This is a genomic window from Streptomyces sp. NPDC034099 (genome assembly GCF_055575415.1).
In genome coordinates this window covers 95,339-118,026 of record NZ_JBVISR010000014.1, presented here as the reverse complement: position 1 = coordinate 118,026, position 22,688 = coordinate 95,339, and the positions used below count along the sequence as shown (strand labels likewise).

The 22,688-nt window shown below is 71.0% G+C and carries 14 protein-coding genes; 9 read left to right on the top strand and 5 right to left on the bottom strand.

Annotated elements, in window-relative coordinates; all coding sequences use genetic code 11:
• Positions 1–329: 329 nt before the first annotated feature.
• Complete coding sequence (locus ACZ56V_RS32120; RefSeq protein WP_468947258.1) at positions 330–869, bottom strand: AAA family ATPase; 540 nt, start codon at positions 867–869, stop codon at positions 330–332.
• A gap of 389 nt (positions 870–1,258) precedes the next feature.
• The gene (locus ACZ56V_RS32115; protein ID WP_468947163.1) at positions 1,259–2,356 is read right to left on the bottom strand and encodes a LacI family DNA-binding transcriptional regulator; all 1,098 of its coding nucleotides are present in this window, start codon (positions 2,354–2,356) and stop codon (positions 1,259–1,261) included.
• 232 nt (positions 2,357–2,588) lie between these two features.
• On the opposite strand from ACZ56V_RS32115, the gene ACZ56V_RS32110 reads away from it, so the two are divergent.
• From ACZ56V_RS32110 to ACZ56V_RS32095, 4 genes are read left to right on the top strand one after another with little or no spacing between them, the layout of a single operon-like run.
• Positions 2,589–3,890, top strand: coding sequence for a sugar ABC transporter substrate-binding protein (locus tag ACZ56V_RS32110; RefSeq protein ID WP_467383709.1), 1,302 nt, complete (start codon positions 2,589–2,591; stop codon positions 3,888–3,890).
• An 11-nt stretch (positions 3,891–3,901) separates the two neighbouring features.
• Positions 3,902–4,882, top strand: coding sequence for a carbohydrate ABC transporter permease (locus tag ACZ56V_RS32105; RefSeq protein WP_468947161.1), 981 nt, complete (start codon positions 3,902–3,904; stop codon positions 4,880–4,882).
• A 1-nt stretch (position 4,883) separates the two neighbouring features.
• A complete protein-coding gene (locus ACZ56V_RS32100) occupies positions 4,884–5,717 on the top strand; it encodes a carbohydrate ABC transporter permease (protein ID WP_468947159.1) in 834 nt (277 codons plus the stop codon).
• A 2-nt stretch (positions 5,718–5,719) separates the two neighbouring features.
• Positions 5,720–6,799, top strand: coding sequence for a glycoside hydrolase family 130 protein (locus ACZ56V_RS32095; RefSeq protein WP_467383704.1), 1,080 nt, complete (start codon positions 5,720–5,722; stop codon positions 6,797–6,799).
• Positions 6,800–6,876: 77 nt separating this feature from the next.
• On the opposite strand, the gene ACZ56V_RS32090 is transcribed toward ACZ56V_RS32095, so the two are convergent.
• Together ACZ56V_RS32090 and ACZ56V_RS32085 are read right to left on the bottom strand one after the other, a co-directional pair.
• Positions 6,877–9,066 carry a polysaccharide lyase family 8 super-sandwich domain-containing protein gene (locus ACZ56V_RS32090; protein WP_467383702.1) on the bottom strand — a complete coding sequence of 730 codons (2,190 nt, stop codon included), beginning with the start codon at positions 9,064–9,066 and terminating at the stop codon, positions 6,877–6,879.
• Positions 9,067–9,385: 319 nt separating this feature from the next.
• The gene (locus ACZ56V_RS32085; RefSeq protein WP_468947157.1) at positions 9,386–12,736 is read right to left on the bottom strand and encodes a right-handed parallel beta-helix repeat-containing protein; all 3,351 of its coding nucleotides are present in this window, start codon (positions 12,734–12,736) and stop codon (positions 9,386–9,388) included.
• A 346-nt stretch (positions 12,737–13,082) separates the two neighbouring features.
• On the opposite strand from ACZ56V_RS32085, the gene ACZ56V_RS32080 reads away from it, so the two are divergent.
• Entirely contained in the window at positions 13,083–14,138 is a 1,056-nt protein-coding gene (locus ACZ56V_RS32080; RefSeq protein ID WP_468947156.1) for a S8 family serine peptidase, read from the top strand.
• A 123-nt stretch (positions 14,139–14,261) separates the two neighbouring features.
• Here the strand turns inward: ACZ56V_RS32080 and eccCa are convergent, their stop codons facing one another.
• Positions 14,262–18,281 (bottom strand): type VII secretion protein EccCa, encoded by a 4,020-nt coding sequence (gene eccCa, locus ACZ56V_RS32075; protein WP_468947256.1) that lies wholly within the window; start codon positions 18,279–18,281, stop codon positions 14,262–14,264.
• A gap of 345 nt (positions 18,282–18,626) precedes the next feature.
• Between eccCa and eccD the strand changes: the two genes are divergently transcribed.
• The 4 genes from eccD (at position 18,627) to ACZ56V_RS32055 (ending at position 22,639) form a co-directional block, all read left to right on the top strand.
• A complete protein-coding gene (gene eccD / locus ACZ56V_RS32070) occupies positions 18,627–20,027 on the top strand; it encodes a type VII secretion integral membrane protein EccD (protein WP_398909315.1) in 1,401 nt (466 codons plus the stop codon).
• 129 nt (positions 20,028–20,156) lie between these two features.
• Complete coding sequence (eccB, locus tag ACZ56V_RS32065; RefSeq protein WP_468947153.1) at positions 20,157–21,701, top strand: type VII secretion protein EccB; 1,545 nt, start codon at positions 20,157–20,159, stop codon at positions 21,699–21,701.
• A gap of 174 nt (positions 21,702–21,875) precedes the next feature.
• Entirely contained in the window at positions 21,876–22,244 is a 369-nt protein-coding gene (locus tag ACZ56V_RS32060; RefSeq protein WP_356361241.1) for a hypothetical protein, read from the top strand.
• Positions 22,245–22,318: 74 nt separating this feature from the next.
• Positions 22,319–22,639 carry a WXG100 family type VII secretion target gene (locus ACZ56V_RS32055; RefSeq protein ID WP_356361243.1) on the top strand — a complete coding sequence of 107 codons (321 nt, stop codon included), beginning with the start codon at positions 22,319–22,321 and terminating at the stop codon, positions 22,637–22,639.
• The last annotated feature ends 49 nt before the right edge of the window (positions 22,640–22,688 follow it).

The window sequence follows — 22,688 nt, the reverse complement described above, 5'->3', positions numbered from 1 at the left end:
GAAGACCACGTAGTGGCCATACGCCAGACCAAGGGTGGCATCAGCCCGGTCGCTCATCACGTCTTCCTTCCGCCTTCGGTCGGCGCCACTGACCGACCCCCCGTCATTCTTGCTCGGCCGGGGCGCAACGGCACAGCTCAGGCGCCGAGCGGCCGGTCCGCCCAGCTTGCTGGGTAAATGTGGCCGTCGGGGCCCGGCCGCCGGCCGAGACGTCTTCGATGTCCAGGCGTCTGTTCGAGGAGAAGTCTCCGGCTCCGCCCACGCGGCAAGGTCACGGTTGGTGCCGTCGTGGACATGGTGGCCTCACCGGTCAGTGTGGCGAAGAAGGCTCACTGAGGTTCTCGGCGACCTTCTGATGGGCTCTCTCGGCTCACGATGCGAGCCATGGCGAGGTCAGCGAAGATCTGATCCACGGTTTGGTGGGGTGTCTGGTCCGACGTGTCCAGCCAGAGCCCGCGGAGCGGGGTGTCTCGGCGTAGCGCGTCGTCCAGGATGTCGACCGTCCAGGGGCCGCCGTAGCCGTTCTTGTGGCGGCCGGCCTCACGCGCTGCGACTGCTTCGGGGCGGAGGGCAAGGACGACGAGATACAGGGGCCTCGCGGTCACGGCGTCAAGGTAGGCATCCAGGTGCTCGCCGAGAACGACGTCTTGGACGACGACGGTCCAACCCGCCTGCGCGTACAGGTCTGCGACCGCAGCGGATGCCTGGTAGCGCAGTCGCAGCTGAGCCGTTGCCTCGACGGTCGGCTGGGGCGTGAACTCTTCGCGACCGGACACGATCATCCGCCGGAAGCTGTCGCCGCGCAGGTGCACGGAGCGGGGGAGCCGCTCGGCCAGCAGTTGGGCGACTGTGGACTTCCCTGACGCCATGGCTCCGGTGACGAGCACAACTGCGGAACTGAGCTCCTGCACTGTTTGGCCCCTGTCGTGGTGCACCTGAATCAGAACTACCGTGAAGCCCCTGGTAGGACATGTCTCACCACAAGATCATGTAGGTAACCGCCAGAGCTTTCACGTTGATCACCCATGTTGCCACGCTCGATGCCCCCGCCAGGTCGTGGACTACCTGGCCCGTGCACCTGCATGAGCGTAGTGGCGTCCTTGCCGCCCAGGCCCCCTTGAGCGCACCAAGCCGATCGCCGCGCGGGCGGAGTCGACGCCGTCCGCCCCGGCCAGCCGCAGCTGCGGGGCGATGAAACCGCGCGTAGCGGGTGCGTGCCGCCTCGGGCACCCCTGCCGGGGAGCGAGAGGCGACGAGCTCACGCCGACGGGGGAGCGGTGCTGGCCCGGACGATGAATTCCACGGACGGCAGCTGGACCGGCTGGAACTCCTTGCCTTCGGTCAGTGCGACCAGCGTTCGTGCGGAGGCGTGGCCCCAGGACAGGACGTCCTGACGGGCCGTGGTCAGAGGGGGTGAGATGCAGTCGGCCAGCGGGATGTCGTCGAAGCCGACGACCGACAGGTCCTCCGGGACCCGCAGGCCGCGGCTGGTTGCGGCGGTGATCCCGGCGATGGCCATCAGGTCGTTGGCGTAGACGATCGCCGTCGGTGGTTCGTCCTGGTCCAGCAGCCGGTGGGTGGCCTGGGCGCCGGACGCGCCGGTGAAGTCGGCTTTGGCGGGCGGGAGTTCGGGCAGGCCGGCCTCTGCGAGAGCCTCGCTCCACGCGATGCGCCTGCTCTCGGTGTGGACGTACCCCTCGGCGCCGCAGACATGGCCGATGCGCCGGTGCCCGAGCGACCGCAGATGCCTGACCGCCTGGCGGATGCCGCTGCCGTCGTCGACGCTGATGGACGGGATGCCGGTGCCCTCCTGGGGTGGACCGACGATGAGTGCCGGGATGTCCAGCTCCGTCATGAGCGCGGGGCGTGGGTCGTCGACCCGCAGGTCGGTCAGGAAGACGCCGTCGACCCGGCCGTCCCCGGCCAGCCGTTCGTAGGCCCGCCGTTCGGACTCCGCGTCGGGGACGACCTGGAGCACGAGTGCGTAGCCGAGCGGGGCGAGTCCGGTTTCGATGCCCGCCACGAACTGCGGGAAGAACGGGTCGGTGCTCAGCAGTTCAGGCGGCCTGCGGATCACCAGCCCCAGGGTCTGCCACCGCCTGGTGGACAGGGCGCGAGCGCCGGCGTTGGGCTGCCAGCCCAGGTCGTCCATGGCGGCGCGGACCCGGCGGCGCGCCTGCGGGCTGACCCCGGGGCGGTCGTTGACGACGAAGGAGACGGTCGCCTTGGAGACCTGGGCCAGCGCGGCCACGTCGCCGATCGTGGGGCGGCGGGCCCGGGTCGGCCGCGGCGGGGGCGGGGCCTCGCCGGTGCTGTCCGCCGCCGGTTCGCCCGACGGGCCCTTCTGTTGCGTCATGCCGCCTCGCTTCTCCTCGTCGACGACTTCCCACGCGGACCCGCCGGATGGACGAGTTTATGTCGGCCCGGTGACAGAACGATTCGGTGCCATCCCTTGACCGTCTCATACTAAACCGGTTTGATGAGCCCGTCACCCCGCAACGATCTTTCCGGCGGGGCAGGTCCGCAGCGCCGACGCAGAGGGTCCGCTCCGGGCCCTCGACCATCCGCAGGGAAGGGAGTTGGGCGCTATGAGGCGTCATCATTCGCGCGTTACGGTGCTGGCGACCGCCGCGGTGGTCGCGCTGCCGCTGTCGGCCTGCGGCTCGGGCGGCGACAGCGGTGGTGAGCCGACGTCGGGACCGATCGAGATCTGGTACTCGACGAACCAGCAGGAGCAGGCGTGGGCCAAGGCTACCGTGGCTGCCTGGAACGCGCAGCACCCCGATGAGAAGGTCACTGCCAAGGCCGTGCCGTCGGGCAAGTCCACCGAGGACGTCCTCACGGCCGCGATCACCGCGGGCAACACCCCGTGCCTCGTCTACAACACCGCCCCGGCCGCCGTCCCCGCCTTCCAGAAGCAGGGTGGTCTGGTCGACCTCTCCAAGACCTTCCACGACGCCGAGTCCTTCATCGAGAAGCGCTCCGGCGCCGTCGCGGAAGGCTTCCGGTCACCGGACGGCTCGTTCCACCAGGTGCCGTGGAAGACGAACCCGTTCATGCTCTATTACAACAAGGACGTCTTCGCGAAGGCTGGTCTCGATCCGGAGAAGCCGCAGCTGAGCACGTACGAGGACGTGCTCGCGGCAGCCGAGGCGATCAAGAAGGGCAACGCCGCGAAGTTCGCCCTCTACCCGCCCGCGACCAGCGACTCCACCAACGCGCTGTTCGACTTCTACCCGCTCTACCTCGCCAACTCCGGCGGCACGCAGCTGGTGGAGGACGGCAAGGCCACCTTCACCTCGCAGGCCGGGCAGCAGACCCTCGCCTTCTGGCAGCGGATGTACGCCCGCGGCTACTCCTCGCCGGAGGCGTACAGCGGCGACATGTGGGCGGGCCCGTTCGCCGACGGGGTGGCCGCGATGGGCATCGCCGGACCCTGGGGCAAGGGGCAGTTCGACGGCAAGGTGAAGTACGGCGTGGTGCCGCTCCCCACCGCCACGGGAAGGGCCGGCGCCGCGACGCCGACCTTCGCGGACTCCAAGAACGTGGGGCTCTTCAGTTCCTGCGCCAACAAGCAGACCGCCTGGGACTTCACCAAGTTCTCCATGAGCGAGGAGATGGACACGGCGCTCCTCGAAAGGACCGGCCAGTTCCCCACCCGGAGCGACGTGGCCTCGGTGGCGGCCTCCTTCCTCAAGGACAACACCTTCTACCGGCCCTTCGCCGACGCCGTGCCCCACGCCGTGGACGTACCGAACATCGCGGGCTCGACCGAGGTGTGGAAGACCTTCCGCGCCGGGTGGGAGGAGACGGTGCTGACCGGCAAGGGCGATGTGAAGGCGGCCTTCGGCAAGGTCGCGCAGGAAATCGACGACCAGGCCGCGGGCTGACGGAGCGCACGATGACCCCACCCCGTGCCCAGGCCGACACGCCGCGGACCGCCACCGGCCCGGCCCGCGGCGGAGCGGCGCACGCCTCCGCACCACCTCGCCGGCCGCCCGCCTCGCGGACGAAGCGGTGGCTGGGCGGCAGCCCGCTCGGCCTCTTCCTCACCGCGCCGTACACCGCCTACGTCCTGGTCGTGTTCGTCATCCCGTTCGGGGCCGGGGTGTGGATGGCGTTCCACGACTACTTCTTCACCGCGCCTGGCGTCTCCGTACCGCACCCGTTCGTCGGCCTGGACAACTTCACCGAGGTCCTCGGCGAGGCGGAGACCCGGCGGGCCTTCGGCAACCTCGCGCTGTTCATGGCCATCAACATCCCGCTGACCGTGGTGCTCGCCCTCGCGCTGGCGTCGGCGCTGAATACGGTGACCCGCTGGCGGGGCTTCTTCCGGATCGCCTACTACGTCCCGTACGTGACGGCCTCGGTCGCCACCCTGGCCGTCTGGCTGTTCCTGTTCAACGGCTCCGGGGCGGTCAACCACGTGCTCGGCTCCCACGCCCCGGACCCCTCATGGCTGGCAAACAAGCAACTGGTGATGCCGCTCATCGCGGTGTACGTCACCTGGAAGCAGCTCGGGCTCTACATCCTGCTCTACCTCGCAGCCCTCCAGAACGTTCCCAAGGAGCTGCACGAGGCGGCCCTGACGGACGGCGCGGGACGCTTCCAGGCGTTCCGCGCGGTCACCCTGCCGGCCGTCCGTCCCGTCACCTCGCTGGTCGTCCTGCTCTCCATCATCACGGCCGGACAGATCTTCACCGAGCCGTTCCTGCTCACCGGCGGCGGCCCGGGCGGCGCCTCCCTCACCCCGGCGCTACTCGTGTACCAGCGGGGCATCGCCCAGGGGGAGCCGGACGCAGCGGCCGCCATCGGGCTGATCCTCGTGACCGGGGTGCTCGTCATCGCGACCGTCGCCCGGCGCATCACGGAAAGGGACTGACATGGACCGCGTCCTGCGAGCTGTGCGCTACGCCGCGCTCGGCCTCGGTGCCGTCGCCGCGCTGCTGCCGTTCTACTACATGATCATCGGCGCGCTGCAGAAGAAGCGCGACACCAGCCTGGGCGGCCTGCTGCCCGATCCGGCCAACCTCACTCTCGCCAACCTCAGCGGCATCGACGACTCCTTCAGCCTCGTCGGCGCTCTCGCCAACTCGCTGATCGTGACCGCCGGTGTGATGGCCTGCACGCTGGTCTTCGGCCTGCTGGCCGGGTACGCGCTGGCGATCCTGAGGTTCCGCGGCCGCGGCATGGTCTTCGCCCTCGTGCTGCTGGTCCAGGCGATCCCCTTCCAACTGCTGATGATCCCGCTGTACGTGATGGTCGTGCGCTACTTCGGCCTCGCCGACAGCTACGCCGGCATGATCCTGCCGTTCGCCGTCAACTCCGTCGCGGTGCTCATCTTCCGCCAGTACTTCCTGCAGATCCCCAGAGAGATCTTCGACGCGGCCCGCATGGACGGGGCGGGCGAACTGCGCATCCTGCGCTCGGTGGCGGTTCCGCTGGTGCGCCCTGCTGTCCTTACGGCCATGCTCGTCACCTTCATCGGCCCTTGGAACGAGTTCCTGTGGCCCTTCCTGGTGACCAAGGACGAGGGGATGCAGCCGCTGGCCGTGAGCCTGGCGAACTTCTCCCAGGCCAACTCCACCTTCCAGGCCAACCCCACGGGCGCGGTGCTCGCCGGAGCCTGTGTGCTCGCGGTGCCTGCCGTCGTCCTGTTCGTGCTCTTCCAACGCCATTTCACCTCGGCCAACCTCGGCTCCGCGATCAAAGGCTAGGTATGCCCCAGCTCATCACCCCCAGCGCCCTCCCCTACACCCTGCGCAGGGTCGGCGTGCTCATGAGCCCCGATCCCGCCGACCCCATGGAGGCCGAGGGCGTCCTCAACCCGGGCACCGCCTGGGCGCCCGACGGGCAGCTCTACCTGTTCCCGCGCATGGTCGCGGAGGGCAACGTCTCGCGCATCGGCCGGGCCCGCGTGGTCATCGAGGACGGTGTGCCGGTCGGTGTCGAGCGGCAGGGCGTGGTGCTCGCGCCGGACGAGGGCTTCGAGCGGGGCGCGGGCAACGCCGGGGTGGAGGACCCCCGGATCACGTTCCTCGCCGACCTGGGCGTCTACGTCATGACGTACGTGGCCTACGGCCCGCTCGGTCCCCGGCCCGCGCTGGCCGTCTCCACGGACACCGTCGCGTGGCGCCGCCTCGGACCGCTGCACTTCACGTACCGGCCGGAACTCGCCACCGACCTGAACTTCTTCCCCAACAAGGACCTGGTGTTCTTCCCGGAAATCGTGCCGGGCCCTGACGGGCGGCCGAGCTTCGCCATGCTGCACCGCCCGATGTGGGACCTGGAGTGGCTGCGGCCGGGGGAGGGCGCCCCCGCACCTGCCGGGATCAGTGACGGGCGGCCCTCGATCTGGATCGCCTACGCCGACGCCGAGGAGGTCTCCCGCGACCTTTCCGCGCTCACGTCACTGCGGCACTCCGCCCCGGTGGCCGGACCCGAGATGCCCTTCGAGGTCGCCAAGATCGGGGCGGGACCGCCGCCGGTGCGGGTGCCCGAGGGCTGGCTTCTCATCCACCACGGCGTGACCGGCCCCGTCGCCAGGGGCTTCGAACTCAGCCACGGCGCGGTCTACCGGGCGGGCGGCATCCTCCTCGACCCGGACGATCCCTCGCGAGTGCTGGCCCGTTCGCCCGAGCCCTGGCTCTCCCCGGAGACGCACGAGGAGACGGTGGGCACGCTGGGCAACGTAGTCTTCCCCACGGCCGTCGAGCGGATAGCCGACACCACGTACGTCTTCTACGGCATGGCGGACAGCTCGATCGGGGTCGCCGCCCTGGAACGCACCGAGGACTGACGGGCCGCATGCCAAGAGGCGGGCCGCCGAAGGATCACCTTCCATCGGCGGCCCGCCTCTTCCTGCTCCGAGGCCGCCTATGCCAGGGCCCGCGTCACCGTCCTGCCGAGGTCCGCGCCCGTGCCGAGGGCGAAGTCGCCCCGGCGGGTACGGCCCCGGGAGGTGAGGGTGACCGAGACCTGGAGGCCGGGCCGGTCCGGGTTGGCCACGCTCACCACGGGCGAGTGGCCCGTCCGGTCGAGGACCACCAGGGCGGGCTGGTCCACCAGCAGAGCGCTCCCGCCGCCCAGGTCGAGGACGCCGGGCTCATGGAATACCGCCATCGTCAGCCGGAGCCGCGGATGGGTGACGGCCTGCGCCCGCTCGTCGTTGCGCAGGGCCCGCACCACCGGCCTGGCCGCGTAGGCCCTGACCCGGCCGGGGGTGGCGCCGGGCAGGACGATATAGGCGTACCCGGCGTCCTCCGGGGCGGTGCCGTGGTCGAAGAAGAGCGTGAAGGCGTCCCGTTCGACCGGGTCGCGGCCGATCCAGCTGCCGCGCTGCTTCTTGTGGGAGACCTTCAGCGGGCCGCCCTCGGGGAAGACGTAGCCGATCTCGTCGTTGTACGCCCAGGAGGCCGTCACCGGTGCGGAGTCGGTGCCGGGGCGCACGGCCCGCCCGCCCACGGTGGCGTTGGAGCGGGCCGCCCCCTGGTTGACGGTCGTGTGGACGGCGTGGGCGGAGGTGGAGCTGATCCCGGTGCCGAGCACCATCAGCTCGTCGTCGAAGCAGAAGTAGCTCTTGAGCCCCTTGGTCCCGTACCGGTCCAGGGTGAGGACGCAGGCGCCGTACCGCCCGTCGCTGACACCACCGGTGAAGCTCCCCGCGTTGTCGGGGCTGGACGCCGAGGTCACCTTGGCGTACGGCGCGGTGACGCCGGGGTAGTGGGACCAGTCGAACGCGGGAACGAGGTCGTCGTACTCCCGGTTGGTGACCTGGATCGAGGTGGCCCCGGACGCGTTCCAGGCGATCTCGTTGCCAACCTCGGGCCGGAGCGTGGAGCGGTACTCACTGCCTTTCATCCGGGGGGAGTTGATCCTGGTGAAAACGCCGTACCCGTCCCGCAGGTGGGAGGAGAACTCCGACCGCCAGAAGTACTTGTGGCCGGTGACGCCGTTGCCCCGGCTCCGGCCCCGGATGTTGTCGGCCAGGCGCGTGTACTGGGCCGACCTGGCCTCGTCGGCGCGGGCCATCCGGTCCAGCGGCTCCAGGAAGTCCGCCGCGTAGCTGGTGACGCCGTCGATCGTGTTGGGCGGCCGGTAACCGAGGTACAGCATCCCGATCTCCCCGCGGATCAGCCACCGTGTGCCGTCGAGAATGTAGAAGGCCACGGCGTCGATGTCCTCGGGCGAGAAGTCGAAGCTGGTGCCGCGCGCCACGTCGGCCCAGGCCGCGACGATGGTGAAGAGCGCCATGCCGTAGCCCTCGCTGTAGAGCTGCGCGCCGTGCGCCCAGAAGCTGGAGTCGACCTGCACGGCCTCCTTGACCCCGCCGCTGCGGTCGACCGCCACCGTCTGCGACATGGTGACGTAGCCCTGGTGGATGTCGTCCGAGGCGCGCTTGGCGACCGCCTCGTAGAGGTAGTTCTCGGTGCGCCAGGAGCCGTTGGCCCCGACCGGGTCGCGGCGCCCGGTGTTGTGGGCGTAGGCCACCTCCCGTGCCGGGGCGCTGAGTTCGTCACCGACGAAGATCGACACCCGCCCCATGGCCATCGACTTGCCGATCTCGGTCTCCCACCAGTTGGTGCAGGTCGGCCTGGTCTCGTCCCAGTGGAGCAGGGCGCGGTTCAGTGCCTCGATCAACTCCGGCCTGCCATGCCCCTCCGCCTCCGGGTCCCGGTAGGCGTGGGCCATCGCCATCATGCGGTACAGCGCGTGGTACGGCGACCACACCCGGCCGTTCGCGGAACTGGTGGTGTCGGCGTAGTCCACGTTCGGCCAGGACCCGTCGGAGCGCAGGGACGCCGCGTAGGACAGGGCCTCGGAAGCACGGGCGAGGAAGATGCCGTTGGCCAGTCGCACCTGGTCGCCCTGGGCGAGGAAGCGCTGCTGGAGGCGCTCGATGATGATCTGGATGTCGTCGACGACCGACGGGTCGCCGCCCGCCTCGGCGGCCCGGGCGAGGGACGGCACCGTCAGCGTCAGGCCGGCCGCGCCCGCGGCCAGCCCCAACCCGCCGAGCAGGACGCGTCGGCGGTCGGGCAGGAAGGCGGCTCCGGTGTCAGACATGAAAGACTCCTTCAGTGCGTCCGGCCTGCCGACGGGGTGTGGGACGCCTGATCCGTCAAGGAGGGTGCGTCTCGGCCGGCGTGAGGCGTGCGGGCGTTGGTTCGGTCATGGCCGTCAGGTGGGGCACAGGGTGGCTAAACCGGTTTGAGGATGATGTTCAACAGTTATCCGGTGGCGCTCACCCGCGTCAACACTCCGAACGGCGAAACCTGTGTGCCGCGAGGCTTTCCCGCGACGAGCGCGCCGACATGGGCCCGGGGTCCCGAGGAGCGCCGGCCCCCAGCCGGGCGCCAGGAGCCGGCAGGTGCCGAGGGGCCCGTCAACTTGGCGTGTCAGCCAGGTTCACAGGAGGCAGGTCGTTCAGGATCAGGGTCTGCAGGTCGTTCATGGTGGGGGAGTCCATGGTGGCCAGACGGCGGGCTTGACGGGTGGCCATGTGTTCAACGGTCTGGCGAGCCAGGCGGGCGTTGCCGAAGGAGCGGTCACGGGGCTGGGCGTCGAAGTACTTCAGGAGCGCCGGCGGCACGTCCGGAGCACATTCGAAGCCGCAGAGGGCCGCGTGTTGCCGGACGATGGTCACCAGTTCCTCCGAGCTGTAGTCCGGGAACTCGATGTGCCGTGAGAAGCGGCTGGAGAGGCCGGGGTTGGAGGCGAGGAAGCGGTTCATCTCGTCCGTGTAGCCGGCGACGATGACGACGACCTCCTCGCGGTGGTCCTCCATCAGTTTGAGCAGGGTGTCGATGGCCTCGCGGCCGAAGTCGGACGGCGAGTCGGGAGGCGCGAGGGTGTACGCCTCGTCGATGAAGAGGACGCCGCCCAGGGCCTTTTGGAAGACCTCCTTGGTGAGCTGGGCGGTGTGCCCCACGTAACGGCCGACGAGGTCGGCGCGGGCCACCTCGACGATCTGGCCGCGGGGCAGCACTTCCAGTGAGCGCAGCAGCTTGCCGTAGAGGCGGGCCACGGTGGTCTTTCCGGTGCCGGGAGGCCCGGCGAACACGAGGTGCCGGTTGATCCGGGAGGAGGGCAGTCCTGCCGCTTCGCGCTGCCGGGAGGCCGAGAGGAGATTGATCATGTCCGTGACCTCGTACTTGACGCTGTCCAGGCCGATCATCGCCTCCAGTTCCTCCACCGGCGACGTCGCCCGGACTCCCGAGGCGGCGGCCTTGGCGGCGGCGGCAGCGGCCTCGCCGACGTCCTCCGGCAGCAGCACCGTCAGGTCGTGCTCGGCGGCCTCCATGAGACCGGCCAGCCGGAACGCCTGGCGGTCCACCATCTCCTCGAACACCTGCCGGGCCACTCGGCCGTTGCCGAAGTTGGGGCCCCGGTGCATCTCGCCGAAGTGGGCGGCGAGCGCGTCCCTGGTGTCCGGGGAGAGGTCGTAGCGGTGGCGCTCGCAGAGGGTCTCCACGATGGTCACCAGCTCGTCGACGGTGTAGTTGGCGAACTCGACGGTGCGGGCGAAGCGGGAGGCGAGACCGGGGTTGACGGCGAGGAAGGACTCCATCTCGTCCGTGTAGCCGGCCGCGATGACGACGACGTCGTCACGGTGGTCCTCCATCAGTTTGACCAGGGTGTCGACGGCCTCACGGCCGAAGTCGGCGCCGGAGTTCTTGCCGTCGGAGGCGAGCGTGTACGCCTCGTCCACGAACAGCACCCCGCCCAGCGCCCGGTTGAACGTCTCGGTGGTCTTGATCGCCGTACCGCCGACCACCTGCGCGACCAGGTCGGCCCGGGAGACCTCCACCAGGTGACCGGAGCGCAGGCTGCCCAGCTCGGCGAGGATCGAGCCGTAGAGGCGGGCGACGGTCGTCTTTCCGGTACCGGGAGCGCCCGCGAAGATCAGGTGCCTGCTCATCGGCGGAGCCGGGAGGCCGAGGTTGGCCCGGCGCTGGGCCAGCCGGGTCAGGTTGATCAGGCTCTTGACCTGGCGCTTGACCCCCTCCAGCCCGACCAGCGCCTCCAACTCCTCGACCGGTCCGGCCGGTTCGGCGGGCAGCTCGTCGCCGGTCCGCTCCGCCCCCGTCCGGGACGGGTCGGTGAGGTCCGGCGGCGGGGCTCCGTCGTACGCGTCCCGGCCGCCGTTGCCCGCGCTGGAGAGCCGGTCGACGGTGAGCGCGCCCTCCTTGGCTGTCTGTCGCAGACCGGCGCCCCGGTTGTCGTTGGCCGCGCAGTCGAGCACGGAGACCTGGCCCGCGCTCTCCACGCGGACGCCGTCCGCCTGCCCGTTGAGCATCTCGCAGCCGTTGAGGGTGGCCCGCGACCCGGCGAGGAGGAGCACCCCGTGCGCGCCGGAGGAGATGATTCGGTTGCGCAGGGCGGAGACCTCGCCGTCCTCCTCGACCCGGATGCCCTCCGTCGTGCTGTTCTCGACGACCGTGTCACGGATGTCCGCGAAGCCGCCCGCGTCGATGAGGACCCCGGGCCCCCCGGCCTCGCTCATGGAGCAGTTGACGACGTGCGTGCGGCTGTCGGCCGCCACCCGCAAGGAAGCGCCGCCCGCCTTCTCGACCTGGCAGTCCTCCAGTCGGCCGCGCCCGCCCTGGGCCACCTCCACGCCGTGGCCCGCTGCCGCGACGATACGGGCCCGCCGCACCAGGGGATTGGCCCCCGCCCGGATGTGCAGGCCGGTTCCGGCGGCGGCCGTCACCTCCAGCCGGTCGACCTCGGCCGCCGATTCGCCGGTCAGCAGGACGGCGGACGAGGCCGCGCAGTCCCGTACGACGGTCCTGGTCAACGCCGGCGCCGCGCTCTCGGTGGCCAGGACCGCGGGCCCTTCGCAGCGGGTGAACTCGCACCCCTCGTAGCTTCCTCGCGCCCGTGAGGTCACCACGAGGCCGCTGCCCTTGGTACGGGCCACCCGGCAGTCGCGCAGCACCGGTTCGGCGCCGGCGGAGACAAGGATGCCGTGCTCGGAGGTGTCCTGGACGTCCAGTTCGGCCAGCTCGGGCCGCGAGGCACTGGTCACCAGGGCGCCCACGGCCAAGTCGTGCAGCCGGGTGCGCAGCACCCGGGTGGCACTGTTCTGCTCGATGGCGACTCCGGGCTTGTCGGTGCCGGATATGTCGCAGTCCTCGACCCTGCCACGAGCCTGCCCGTTGGCCAGCACCCCGTTGCCGCGCGAATCTCGTACGGTGCAGCCGCGGATGACGGTCCTGGCCTTCTCGCTCATGACCACCGCCGAACTGCCCAGGTTCTCCAGCACGCAGTCCGCGACCACGCTCTCCTCGGCCGAGGTGTCGACGATCCCCGCCCCCGCCGGGTTGACGACCCGGCAGTCCCGCATGGCCAGCGAACCGGCGTTGCGGCTGAGCAGCGCGGTCCAGCCGGCACCGGTGATCTCGCAGCCGTCCAGCGCCGCCTGGCCCTGGTAGGCGTCCACCACGGGGACGTCCTCGTCCTCGGGGCCGCGCAGCACCAGGTCGGTGAGCATCACGGCGTCGGCGACCAGGGTCACGGCGGAACCGCTGTGCGGCGCGATCTCCACGCTTCCCCGGTTGCCGTCGGCCACGATCGTCACCCGCCGGGAGATGCGCAGGCTCTCCTCGTAGCGCCCGGGCAGGACACTGATGACCGCACCCGTCCGGGCCTGTGCCAGAGCTTCACCGATGGTACGGAAGCTGTCCGGCCCTTCTGATCGGTCGGGACCAACCGTGAACAGCTGGCGTACCACGCGCGTCTCTCCTCTTCTTCGTCACCGTCGCGCTGGCGACGACGATGGGGTGACCGTAGTAAACAGTAGAAGGCGTCGGTGAACAGCGGGCGGAGGCAGACCCCATGGCCATCGGCGGCCATGATCTCCCGTACGGAGTTGGGAGGTTGAAGGGGTGGAGCCGCCTTTTATCATGCGTCCCATGAGGCAACCGCGGGTTCCCACCGTCCCCCTGTCCGCTCCTGGCCGGCGCCGCCGCACCCGTAGGTGGTCCCAGGGGGTCGGGGCGCTGGCGGTGACGGCGGCCTGCGCCGTGGGCCTCCCGGCGCAGGCCGCCGCGGACGCAGGCACGACGAGCCTGCCGGCCATGCCCCTGGCACTGGCCCAGGACGCCCCCTGCACCCCCGAGTCCAAGCGCACCGCCGAAGGGGTGACCTGGACGCAGAAGAGCCTGTCGCTGCCGCACGCCTGGAAGTTGTCCCGGGGCCAGGGGGTCACCGTCGCGGTGGTGGGCTCCGGGGTGTCCCTCGCCGCGCCGGCGCTGGAGGGCCGGGTCACCACGGTCGGCGACGCGGGCGAGGACTGCGTGGGGCACGGGACGTTCATCGCCGGGCTCATCGCCGCGGCCCGCACCGACGGCACGGCCTTCCAGGGGGTCGCCCCGGCCGCACGGGTGCTCGGAGTGCGGGGGACCGACGAGCGCGGGGTCCCCTCCGCCGAACGCGTCGCCGCCGGTATCCGCGCCGCGGTGGACCGGGGTGCGCGGGTCGTCAGCGTCGCCTCGGCGCTGCCCACCGGGAAGAAGGAGCTGACCGACGCCGTCCGCCACGCCGTCGAGCACGACGTGCTCGTGGTCGCCCCGGTCGCTCCGGACGCCGAGCCCCAACCGGGTGACCGGACCCCCGAGGCCTACTGGCCCGCGGCGGCGCCCGGCGTCCTGTCCGTGGTCGGAGTGGGCGAGGACGGAGTCGCCCTGAAGAGCGCGGTGGGATCGGCTGCGGCGGAGCTGGCGGCGCCCGGTGGTCCCGTGATCGGCGTCGGTCCACGCGGTAAGGGACATTTCATCGCCGCCGGATCCTCGGCCGCCGCCGCCTACACCGCGGGTGCGGCCGCCCTGGTCCGCGCCTACGACCCGGACCTGTCGGCCGCCGAGACCGCCGACCGGCTGACCCTCTCGGCCGCGCCGGCCGGTGAGGCCGCCCGGCTCGACCCCTACGCAGCCCTCTCCATGGTCTCCGCCGCGTCCCGGGCCCCGGTGGCCGCCCCGGTGGAGAGCGAACCGCTGCGGCTGCCGGTGGCGTCCACGGGCCTCCAGGACCGGGCCCTGGTGATCGCCGGCGCCATGGCGATGCTGGTGATCCTGGTCGCCGCCGCGGCCGCGGTGATCCCGCGCGGCCGCGCCCGGGGCTGGCGGCGGCCCTGAAGAACGTCCGGCCGACCCCGACCGGGCCCACGACACCTGGCGCGGTGCGTGTCCGGCGCGCCCGGGAGCGCGGGCCGCTCTCCGGCGACGAGGCTGGGGCGAGTGTCCGGTGTCCAGGGCGGCTCAGTCCGTTCCGGTTTCGTCCAGCCGGGCCGTCTGCACCAGCGTCGTGGTGCGCCGGGCCACCCGCAGGGCGCGCCCCGTGGGCAGGGTGCGCGGCTTGACGTTCCCGAAGAGATATCCCTCGGTCGGCGGGCAGGACAGCAGCAGAGCAGGCGAGTTGACCTCCTGGAGGCGGCGCAGCAGGGCCTCCTGGAGGCCACGTCCCGAGCCTGAGGCCGAGCGGGCGACCACCATGTGCAGGCCCACCTCGTAGCCGAGGGCCAGATAGTCCAGCAGCGGCATGAAGGGGTTGTTGCCGGGGCCCACGCCGATCATGTCGTAGTCGTCGACGAGGACGAACAGCCGCGGTCCGGTCCACCAGTCGCACAGCCGCATCCGGGCCGGGGCGACGTCGGCCCCGGGCACTCGGAGTTTGATCGCCCGTGCCGCGCCGTTGACCAGATCGCGCAGCGCGTCGATGGACACGGCGTGCCCCAGGCGGTACTCCTCCGGTATGGCGTCGGCCAGGTCGCGGCGGTAGTCCACCAGCAGCACCCGGGCCTCCTCGGGACTGTACCGCTCGGTGATGGCGCGGGCGATCAGGCGCAGCAGGTTGGTCTTGCCGCTCTCGGTGTCGCCGACGGTGATCAGGTGCGGTGTGGTGGAGAAGTCGTGCCAGGCGGGCTTCAGTCCGTCCTCCTCCAGGCCCAGCGCGACGCGCAGACCGTCGCCCTCCTCCGTCTTCCGGGGTTCGGGCAGCGTGCGGCTGGACACCGTCGCGGGGAGCAGCCGCACCTCGGGGGCCTCCGGTCCGTTCCAGTGCTCCTTGACGTCCTGGATCAGGTCGGCCGCCCCCGCGGAGAGGCCGGCGGCGCTGTCCACGCCGTCGATCCGGGGCAGCGCCGCGAGGAAGTGCAGCTTGGAGTCGACGGTGAGGCCGCGGCCGGGGGACGAGGGCACGGACCTGGCCCGGCGCGAGTCGACCATCGACTCCATCGGGTCGCCCATCCGCAGCTCGATCCGGGTCCCGGACTGGTCGCGGACAGCGGCGGTCAGCTCCACCCAGCGAGCGGTCGTGACGATCAGGTGGATGCCGTAGTTGAGTCCCCGGGAAGCGATGCGGGTGAACGTCTGCATCAGATCCTGGTGGTCCTGACGGACGGTGGACCAGCCGTCCACCACCACGAAGACGTCCCCGTGCGGCTGGTCGGCGAACTCCCCGGCGGCCCGGCGGGCGCGGTAGTCGGGCATGGAGGTGACACCGTGCCGGAGGAAGAGCTTTTCCCGGTTCTCCATGATCGCGGTGACCTCGGCGACGGTCCGCCCGATCCGTTCCGCGTCGACCCGCGCGGCCACCGAGCCCACGTGGGGCAACCCGGCCAGCGGGGCCAGCGAGCCGCCACCGAAGTCGAGGCAGTAGAACTGCGCCTCGCGCGGGCTGTGGGTGAGGGCCAGCGCCGATATGAGGGTGCGTACGACGGTGCTCTTGCCGCTCTGCGGGCCGCCCGCGATGGCCACGTGGCCGCCCGCGCCGGACAGGTCGACGGTCAGCAGGTCGCGCACCTGGTCGAAGGGCCGGTCCACGATGCCGACCGGCACCGAGAGGCGGCCGCGCCCCGCCCAGCCCACGGTGGTCAGGCCGTGTTCGGGGTGCGGCGCCAACGGCGGCAGGAGTTGGTCGAGGGACGGCGGCGTGTCCAGCGGCGGCAGCCAGACCTGGTGGGCGGGCGGGCCGGCGCCGCGCAGCCGGTCCAGCGCGGTGGCGAGCAGCGACCGCGTCTCGCCCGCCTCGTCCGGTGCGGGCTCCGTCTCCGGAGGCTCGTCGGGGGTCTCCGACGCGGGGCGCGGGGCCACCCACTCCGTTGTCCAGGGAACCACCTGTCCGGCCGCCCGCGCCTGCACCGCCGGACCGCTGCGGTGCTCGTAGGTGCCCGAGACGAACGCGGCCCGGAACCGGGTCAGTTCCTCGACGCCGCTCTTCAGGTAGCCGCTGCCCGGCTGGGACGGCAGCCGGTAGGCGTCCGGTACGCCGAGCACGCCGCGGCTCTCCATCGCGGAGAAGGTCCGCAGCCCGATCCGGTACGAGAGGTGGCTCTCCAGCTGGTGCATCCGGCCCTCGTCCAGCCGCTGGGAGGCAAGCAGCAGATGCACGCCGAGCGACCGGCCCAGGCGGCCGATCATCACGAAGAGTTCCATGAAGTCGCGGTGTGCGGCCAGCAGTTCGCTGAACTCGTCGACGACGACGAAGAGACTGGGCAGCGGTTGCAGCGGCGCACCGCCCGCACGGGCGCGTTCGTACTCCAGCGCCGAGGTGTAGTTCCCGGCCGCGCGCAGCAGTTCCTGACGGCGCATCATCTCGCCGTGCAGCGCGTCCTGCATTCGGGAGACCAGCGCCACCTCGTCCGCCAGGTTGGTGATTACCGCCGACGTGTGGGGGAGTTCGTCCAGGCCGAGGAAAGTGGCGCCGCCCTTGAAGTCGACCAGGACGAAATTGAGGGTGTCCGAGGAGTGGGTGAGCGCCAGGGCGAGGACCAGGGTGCGCAGCGTCTCGCTCTTGCCGGAGCCGGTCGCGCCGATCAGCATGCCGTGCGGGCCCATGCCGCCCTGTGCGGACTCCTTGATGTCCAGTTCCACCGGCCGCCCCTCGGCGCTGATGCCGATGGGGACGCGTAGCCGGTCCGCTTCGCTCCGGCGCGACCAGAGGTCCAGCGGTTGCAGACGGTTCAGGTCGGCGATGCCGAGCAGCGAGGTGAGCTCGATGTCCGCGGACATCGGTTCGGCGCTGTCGCCGCCGAACGCCATCCGGTACGGCGACACGCGCATCGCCACCGTCCGGGCGACGGCCGGGCCCAGCCGGTCGGGGCGGCCGAGCAGGGTGCGCTGTTCCTGCCGGTTGCGGTCGGTACGCACCAGGCTGACGGTCTTTCCCTGCCGCCGGGAGCCGCCCTCCCCGTCCTCGCCGAATTCCAGCCGGAGCGTAGTGCGGCCCGGACGCCAGGTCAGTTCGCCGGAGAGGTCGATGACGACCGCGTTGCGGAACCCGGCCCCGTCCAGCCGGTGACCGCTCGGCACACCGCCGTGGTCGACCACGATCACCGTGAACGGCTCGTCCTGGCCGGATACCGCCTCGGGATCGAAGGGGGGTCGCTCCTGGAACTCCGCGCCGAGCATCTCCTCCAGCCCCGCCACCGTGGTGACCACACGTCGCACCGGCCCGGCCCCGTCGTGCGCCTCGGCCTGGAGGGTGTGCGGAAGCCACTTCACCCAGTCGTAATCGGCCCGCCTCTCCTCGGACACACAGAAGGCCAGCCACAAATCCTCCGGCGAGTGGAAGACCGCCAGTTGGGCGATCACCGCCCGCACAGCGTCGCGGATCTGCCGCTCGTCCCCCCGGCACAGCACCCGGGACCAAGCCTGCAGGGACAGCGCGATGGGCTGGTCGGGGACGTTGGCGTACGCACGGATGAAGCTGCGCAGCGCGTGCGCCGAGAGCGGCTCCAGGTCCTCGACGGGTTTGGTGGACATCGGAGCCAGTCGCAGCCCGAGCCGCTGTGTGCCCACCGCGATCCTGGCCTCGCCGAAGTCGTCCTGGCCCGGCCTGCGTTCCCACAGCCGGGAGGTGCGGGCCAGCGAGGACAGAGCGGCCGGGTCTGGGTGGCGCCAGGACAGCGCGTGCTGCTGTTGGATGAAGGCGCCCCTCACCTGCTGCCTGGTCTGGCGCAGATAGCGCAGGTAGTCACGGCGCTCGCCCTTCAGACGCCCCTTGCGTTCGCCCGCCCGGCGCATGAACTGGCCGAGGATCATGAGGGCGGAGGCGGACACCATCAGGATCAGAGCGGTGTAGCCGAGCGCCGAACTGCCGCTGCCCATACGGACGAAGAGCAGCATCATCGAGGCCGACATCATGCCCATGGGCAGGTAGTTCCAGACCGCGGAGGTGTCCGGCACGACCTCCGGGAGCGTGGGCGGCTCCTGAAGGCTCAGCTCCCCGTCGGGCATGTCCGGGGCCCGTCGGCGAGGCGGGCGACGGAAGAGAACCACACTCAAGGGATGCCTCCTCGGCGGCAGTACGGGTCCTGCGGTCGGACAGGACGACGTGACGGTGCGGCCCGGTGTCGAAACGCGGACGAGGGCCGGTGACTACGGACGAACGGAGTCTGCGCGACGTCCTGCCGGGACCGCTTCGCGAACCGTGAGCCGTGACGGCCCGACCCTGCGCGTCCGGGCGGGAGTTGGCCCCGGGCGGCACGGCTGAACCGTGAATGGTTTCATAGGCTACAGTCATTCGCCTATTGGCGCCGATCCCCCAACTCCGGTTGCGGCGCCCCCTTATCGCAAGGTGTCTGCAATTCGCCTGCCACGCCCCTCGGAAGAGACGAGCGAGCCTTGACCGACAGTACGGTGGCACATCTGTGCCGGATCTCGGTGCGAGCCCCCGCGAAATCCATAGACCTGGCCGTTCCCGGCGACATACCGGTGGCCGACCTGCTCCCGGCGCTGCTCGACTACGCGGGAGAGGAAACTCAGGAAACCGGTTTGGAGCACGGAGGCTGGGTGCTCCAACGGCTCGGCGGCGCCCCCCTGGACGAGGAGTCCACGCTCGACGCCGTGGGTGTGCGCGACGGCGAGACCCTGCACCTGAGACCGCGGGCCGAAGCGCTGCCCGAACCGCACTTCGACGACCTGGTCGACGGCATCGCCACCAACATGGACCGCCGCCCGTTCGCCTGGACGCCCACGGTCGGCCGCCGGGTGCTCATCGGTCTCTCGGCGACCACCCTCGCCGTCGGTACGGTGCTGCTCGCCCTGCCGGGCATCAGCCTGTGGCTGCGCGTCACGGTGCTCTTCGCGGGAGGCGTCCTGATGCTCGCGGGCGCCGCGTCGGCCAGCCGCGCCGTCGGCGACGCGGGCGCGGGCGCCGCACTCGGAGTCATGGCCACCGTCTACTGGACCCACGCGGGTTGGGTGCTGCCCGGCAGCAGCCCCGAAGGCGACCACATGGCCCACGTGCTCGGCGCCCGGCTGCTCGCCGCCTCCGCGTCCGCCGCGGGCGGAGCGGTGCTCACGCTCGCGGTGGTGGCCGCTTTCACCCCGTTGTTCCTGGCCATCGCCACGGTGGCCACGGGTGGCGCCTTCACCGCCCTGCTGCTCATCCTGTTCGACCTCACGGTCCATGAGGCGGCCTCCGTGGCCCTCCTGCTCACCGTGCTGTTCGGGGCGTTCGTGCCCTCGCTCTCGTTCCGCCTCTCCGGCATGCGCACTCCTCCGCTGCCCACCAACGCCCAGCAACTGCAGGAGGGCATCGACCCGCACGGCAGCAACGAGGTGGCGGTCAGGACCGTGATCGCGGACGGCTGGATGACGGCGCTGTTCGCCGCCACGGGACTGCTCTGCGCGGCCGGGCTGGCCGCCCTGGTCCAGCCCTTCGACTGGCCCGGCGGCTGCATGGCCGGAGCACTTTCCCTGCTCCTGCTGCTGCACGGGCGGGGCATGGGCAGCTCCTGGCAGCGGCTCGCCCTGCTCGTCCCCGGCGTGCTCGGAGCGGCGGCGCTCGTGATCCGCGCGGGGCAGACGGTGTCCCCCAGCACCGTGCCCGCACTGGTCGTGATGCTCTTCGCGGTCGCGGCGGTGAGCGCCATCGCCTCCTGGACGGTGCCGGGTCGCAGGCTGGTGCCCTACTGGGGCCGCATCGGCGAGTTGATGCACTCCGCGGCGGCGATCAGCCTGCTGCCGCTGGCCCTGTGGATCCTCGGCGTGTTCGGGTGGCTGCGCTCACTGAGTCTGTGACGGCACGGACGGCAGGCCGCCCGCCCTCACGCCGCCGCAGCCCCGGCATCCCCGCATTCCCCGCCGCGCCCGGCGCCGACAGCCCCCGCGCGGCCATGGGTCCGTTCCTGAACCATGGGAGAGCAAGACGTGCAGAACAGACGTGATCAGGTCCAGGCGCACATGTTCGTCATGGGGCGTCTCACCTCCGGCCTGCTCCGCACCGACCTGGACGCGCCCGAGAGTCCGGTCGGCCGCACCAACCGGGGTCTGGCGATCGGCATCGTCGTCTCGCTGCTGATCTCCGCCGGCGCGTTCGTCTGGGGCCTCATATCCCCGGCCACCTCCAACTCCTGGCGCGCCGAGGGGACGCTGATCGTCGACGAGGACACCGGCTCGCGCTATTTCTACGACAACGGCGAACTGCGCCCCGTGCTGAACTACGCCTCGGCCAAGCTGCTCGCGGGCGCGTCCCGCTCCGGCCTGACCAGCAAGACGGTCGACACCGACGCGCTGCGCTCCACCCCTCGTGGCCTCCCGGTCGGCATCAGCGGCGCCCCCGACGTGTTGCCGGACCCGGGCACCCTGGAGAAGTCCCGTCCGTGGCTGGTCTGTTCGGCCTCCGCCGACGGCGCGGGCACCGGGGCCACCGTGCTCTCGGTGGCCTCGGCCGCGACACAGCGGCCGCTGCCCCGGGGCAGCGCGGTGCTGGTCGCCGACCCGTCCGGGAACCGGTACCTGGTCTGGCAGGGCGCCAGGCTGCGGATCGACGGCAAGAGCAGTGCGCTGGAGGGCCTCGGCTACGGGTCGGCGGTGCCGCGCAAGGTGTCCGCGGCCTTCGTCGACGCGCTGCCCGCCGGGCCGGACCTCGCCCCCACGGCCCTGGCCGGGCTCGGTGAGCCCGGCCCGTCCTTCGGCAGCCTGACGACTCGTGTCGGGCAGGTCTTCCGCACCACCGTGCCGGGCGCCGAGCGCGGCCAGTACTACCTGCTGCGCGAAGAGGGCCTGGTGCCACTGACCAACACCCAGGCGGCCCTTCAGCTCAGCGACGCGCAGACCGCCCGCAAGGCGTACGAGGGCAGTCCACCGCACGCCAGGGAGCTGGAGCCGGGGGCCCTCAAGGGGCAGCTCGCGCCCGGCAAGGACGGGTTCTCCGCCGACGCCGTAGCAGGGATGCCGGAGTCGCCGCCGACCCTCGCCCGGATCACCGAGGAGCAGGGCCTCTGCTCCTCGGTGACGCCGGGTTCGCCCCCTGGTTCGGGCGTGCGGGTCGGTGTCGCTCTGGTGGACCAGGACGCCCTGGGACCGGCGGCCAAACGGTCCTCCATCGGTGTGGCCGAGGCCTGCCTGGCTGTCGACGCCGTGGTCGTCGGACCGGGGGAGGGGGCCTTGGTACGTGCCGGAAGCGCCGCCGGCGGCGAGGTCGGCGGCACCCGCTATCTGGTCACGGACACCGGGGTGAAACACCGGTTGCCGACCGAGGCGGACGCCGAGGCCCTGGGATACGGGAGTGGCCAGGTGCGGACGGTGCCCTCGCTGCTGCTGTCCATGCTCCCCACCGGTCCGGATCTCGGAGCCACCGCTGCCGCCGTCTCCCCCCAAGCAGGGGCGGAACCTCTCAAACCGGTTTGTAGAAGTGGGAAAGCAGCCGAGGACGCGAAAAAGCCGTCTACCTCTCAAAGGGTTTCCGAATAGCGTGACGCGGTGCGGGGGCGTCGTTCACGTACGGCATTGGTGCCTGAGGTCTACGGGCAGGGGCGCGAACGGCAACGTGAATTCTCGACAACGTCCTCGGCCGTCGTTGCGGTAACAACTTCTGTCTGACTAGGCTGAGTTGAGTTTCCCGACTGTCCTAGGAGTAGAGACGACATGAGCGAAATGGGCCTCCAGCAGTCATCAGAGGGCTCCACTCGAAGCGGAATCCAGGCGCTGGAGATGGCCTACAGCGGCGTGCAGCGCATCCTCCAGGACGTGCACGGCACCAGGGGCAACCTGTCCGGCACGTATCAGGGGTCGGACGGCGGCCGCTTCGGGCAGCTGCTGGACAAGTGGGACGACCAGGTGGTCATCATCCTGAAGAACCTCGAGGACATGATCGACAAGCTCAACACCAGCCTCGTGGAGCACGGGAAGGCCCAAGGCTCCAGCAACGCCGCCATCGACCAGGCGTTCAGTGCCAGCGAGGCCGCCTTCGACGCCCTGTCCGGGTCCGGCGCCCTGGGGAACAACCCGAGCTAGGTGCTTCGGAGCGATCGTTCGCCTCCTTGCCGCTCGCCGTACCGACCGCCCCTTCCCCGAGATGAGGACCCCTCATGGCAGACACGACCGACGGTTTCATCCACGTTCAGTACAACCACGTGCAGAACGCCGGCGAGAACATGATCGAGCAGACGCGCGCCATCCAGACCACGCTGACGCAGTTGGAGATGGAGCTGAACGACCTCAAGCAGACCTGGTACGGCTCTGACGCCGAGGTCTACACGGAGAAGCAGGCCAGGTGGGACGCCGCCGTCGTCACCATGCAGCAGCTCCTCAGCTCGCACGCGGCCCTGCTGGGCGATGTCTCCGGCAACTACAAGCAGACGGAGAACAGCCTGAGCCAGCTCTGGTCCGAGGTGAACATCGGCAGGTGACCGTTGGCCGTCCCGGTTCCGCCCCGTCCGAGACGGGATCCGGCCGACC

Bases quoted from the DNA above. Each gene is read 5' to 3' on its own strand.
- ACZ56V_RS32120 (WP_468947258.1), bottom strand. From the start codon at position 869: ATGGCGTCAGGGAAGTCCACAGTCGCCCAACTGCTGGCCGAGCGGCTC.
- ACZ56V_RS32115 (WP_468947163.1), bottom strand. From the start codon at position 2,356: ATGACGCAACAGAAGGGCCCGTCGGGCGAACCGGCGGCGGACAGCACC.
- ACZ56V_RS32110 (WP_467383709.1), top strand. From the start codon at position 2,589: ATGAGGCGTCATCATTCGCGCGTTACGGTGCTGGCGACCGCCGCGGTG.
- ACZ56V_RS32105 (WP_468947161.1), top strand. From the start codon at position 3,902: ATGACCCCACCCCGTGCCCAGGCCGACACGCCGCGGACCGCCACCGGC.
- ACZ56V_RS32100 (WP_468947159.1), top strand. From the start codon at position 4,884: ATGGACCGCGTCCTGCGAGCTGTGCGCTACGCCGCGCTCGGCCTCGGT.
- ACZ56V_RS32095 (WP_467383704.1), top strand. From the start codon at position 5,720: ATGCCCCAGCTCATCACCCCCAGCGCCCTCCCCTACACCCTGCGCAGG.
- ACZ56V_RS32090 (WP_467383702.1), bottom strand. From the start codon at position 9,066: ATGTCTGACACCGGAGCCGCCTTCCTGCCCGACCGCCGACGCGTCCTG.
- ACZ56V_RS32080 (WP_468947156.1), top strand. From the start codon at position 13,083: ATGCCCCTGGCACTGGCCCAGGACGCCCCCTGCACCCCCGAGTCCAAG.
- ACZ56V_RS32060 (WP_356361241.1), top strand. From the start codon at position 21,876: ATGAGCGAAATGGGCCTCCAGCAGTCATCAGAGGGCTCCACTCGAAGC.
- ACZ56V_RS32055 (WP_356361243.1), top strand. From the start codon at position 22,319: ATGGCAGACACGACCGACGGTTTCATCCACGTTCAGTACAACCACGTG.